The sequence below is a fragment of the Desulfobacula sp. genome, assembly GCF_021107415.1.
In genome coordinates this window covers 1-2,838 of the sequence record NZ_JAIOSW010000261.1, presented here as the reverse complement: position 1 = coordinate 2,838, position 2,838 = coordinate 1, and the positions used below count along the sequence as shown (strand labels likewise).

The window sequence follows — 2,838 nt, the reverse complement described above, 5'->3', positions numbered from 1 at the left end:
TCTTCACAAAAAGCTGTCTGGACCATCAAGGTAATAAAAAAAGCAGTAAAAATCAGTTGAGCCATGTTTTTTTTATATCTCATGTTCTACCCCACTATTTAATATAAAAGACCAAAAAAAAGAAAAAAAATTTACGAATCTATAATATTTTAAAGGAGCTTAATATTTACTATGCGGCATTGTCAATAAAAAAAGCCCTGTAGTGTCACTTACAGGGCTTTTATGAGTTTTTTTTTGGGTTGCATTTAAATTTTTAAGTCTCTTCCTCTGTTCCAATATTTACCAGTGGTTCAGGCTATGTGGAGGGGCTTGTCGCGGAAAGGGGCTTTGGCTTAGGTAACGGTTTGATGCGGGACGGAGCATTTGCAAAGGGTGTGTATCCAAGCCCGGTCAGGCACTGAGCCTGTGCAATTTCATCACGACTATAGATGGGTGTTCCTAGGGGAGATGCTGCATCTGCGGCAGCCTTTGCAATAATTTGTTTATTGATACCGCTTTCGGTGGCGCACATGCAGAGCTGGTTCAGGTCTACTTCACCTCCATAACCAAATACATTTTTAATAACAGAATACGGGTTGTATTTAAGATCAACTGCAATTTTCACAGCTTCGCATGGAGGTGCATCCATCTCCATTGCTTTTTGGATTGCTCTTTCTAATACAGTGTCGTCTGTCGGGGTATAGGCAAGCCCACCGCCTGTATTTGTATTGATTGCCCTTCCTGCTTGCAGGGTCTGGATAAATTGTTTTTCCCATGAGTTGTCTTCTGCAAAACTTATGGACGATAATGCTACCAGACTTAAACTCAATATTATTAAAAATATGTTTTTCATTTTACTCCTCCAAAATTTTTAGGTGGTTGTTTAAATATAATTTAAGGATTAATAAAGCAATATATATGCCAGACACGAAATTTATTTGTCTATTTTTTCCTTTAGTTCAATTGATTCTAAAAGGGTAAGTATTTCCGTTGAATTTTCATTTTTTTTATTTCCATATGAATTAAAGGCAATCCCGGTCTGATATTTATAGCTTTGCTCGGGGTTCTTTGAAATCCATCTGATGTTGGCAAGAATTTCCGGTTTTTGATCTATGCCGGGGATATCTAATTTAACGATAATTTTTTTCCCGGCTTTTAGCCTTTCATTGCATAGGAATTTTGCACCGCCTTTGCTTATGTTGATGACAGGATAATAATGATCGGAATAATTATGTTTGATGAACAATCCCGGCTTATCCTTATAATAAAGAGTGGTTCCCGGAATAGAGAACCTGTCACAGTCTCGTTTTTTCAATACATTGCCTCCAATTATTCATATAAATATAAAATATTATACAATAAAAGAAATCAATTCAATCAAAAATTTAAAAAGTATGGTCAAGTCCTTGGGTTTTGACAAAAAAGAATGGATGCGTGACAAAAAATGTTACATTATGATGATATATAGCCACTTGCCTGTGCAGTATAAAGTCTTGCATATTTTCCGTTTTGTGCAATAAGATCTTTATGAGAACCCTGTTCAATGATCCGGCCGTCATCAAGCACCAGAATCCTGTCCGCCATCCTGACGGTGGAGTATCTGTGGCTGATAATCAACGCAGACCGCCCCTTTATGAGCTGCTTCAGCCTTGAAAAAATTTTAATCTCTGTTTCAGGATCAATAGCGCTTGAAGGTTCGTCAAGGATAACAATCCGGGCATCCCTGAAAAAAGCCCTTGCAATTGCAATCATCTGCCATTGGCCGATACTTAATTCTTCTCCCCCCTTAAACCATCGTCCCAACAGGGTATCATATTCATCAGGAAGTTCGAGTATCTTTTCCGCAGCACCGGAATGCCTGGCCGCCTCTTTAATTTTGGCAAGATTTTCTTTCTGGTCAACGTCACCTGTAAAAATGTTTTCTTTAACAGATAGCTGGTAATGAATATGATCCTGAAATACAACACTGATTGTTTTCCTGAAATCATTGACCTTAAAATCTTTTATACTTTTACCTTCAAAAAAAATATCCCCTGATTGTGGATCATAAAGTCTTGAAAAAAGTTTAACAATTGTTGATTTACCCGATCCATTCTCTCCGACAAGGGCAACGACTTCTCCTGGTTTTATGTAAAAGTTTACACAATTTAGCACATTTTTTACACAATTTGGGTAAAAAAATTCCACATTTTTAAATTCCATACCTTTTGTTAATTTGTCCGGCACCGGGCATGGAGATTCAGGATCACTAATATTGGGTGTAAGCTTTAAGAAATCATATAGATGGGATAAAAACAGATTATCTTCATACATCTGTGCACCGCTTTCCAGAAGGGTTTTAAGGTATCCAAGCCCTCTCTGAAATGCCTGGAAATACATAACCATATCCCCTAAAGTAATCGTTCCTTGAACAGTCCTATAGGCAATATATATAAAAGAGCCAAAAACAGCCACAGTGGCGCTTGACTGGGCAATAAAGTCACCAAAGGCCCTTCGTTTTTCAAACCATAGTTTTTCATTTTTAAGTGTTTTTCTGATGGAGTTGAATTGATCAATGAAATGTTTTCCAAGGTTGAACAGCCTAAATTCCTTGGCATGGGCATCTCCTGTCAGCATCCAGTGAAAATAGTAGGATCGACGCTCGTCTTCAGTCCTTTTCTCCTGCCATGCATAGATTTTTTCAGAGTATTTTAAACGTAATAAAATTCCCGGAATTGAGGCTGCAATCATTACAATGGGAAGGATGGGATTGAACACAAATAACAATAAGAACACAGCCGAAAAGGAGGCACCGCTCTGGCCGGCGGTAAATAGACCGTTCACAATGCTTGTGGGTCTGTATGGCCCCTCTCTCTGGGC

The 2,838-nt window shown here is 38.2% G+C and carries 3 protein-coding genes; all 3 read right to left on the bottom strand.

The features are described from left to right. Positions 1 to 295: 295 nt before the first annotated feature. On the bottom strand, positions 296 to 832 hold the full coding sequence (locus K8S13_RS13980) for a hypothetical protein (protein ID WP_291463369.1): 537 nt from the start codon (positions 830 to 832) through the stop codon (positions 296 to 298). An 81-nt stretch (positions 833 to 913) separates the two neighbouring features. Next, complete coding sequence (locus K8S13_RS13975) at positions 914 to 1,294, bottom strand: PilZ domain-containing protein (protein WP_291463368.1); 381 nt, start codon at positions 1,292 to 1,294, stop codon at positions 914 to 916. Positions 1,295 to 1,431: 137 nt separating this feature from the next. Further along, a partial coding sequence (locus K8S13_RS13970) for an ABC transporter ATP-binding protein (RefSeq protein WP_291463366.1) occupies positions 1,432 to 2,838 on the bottom strand: 1,407 nt, incomplete at its 5' end.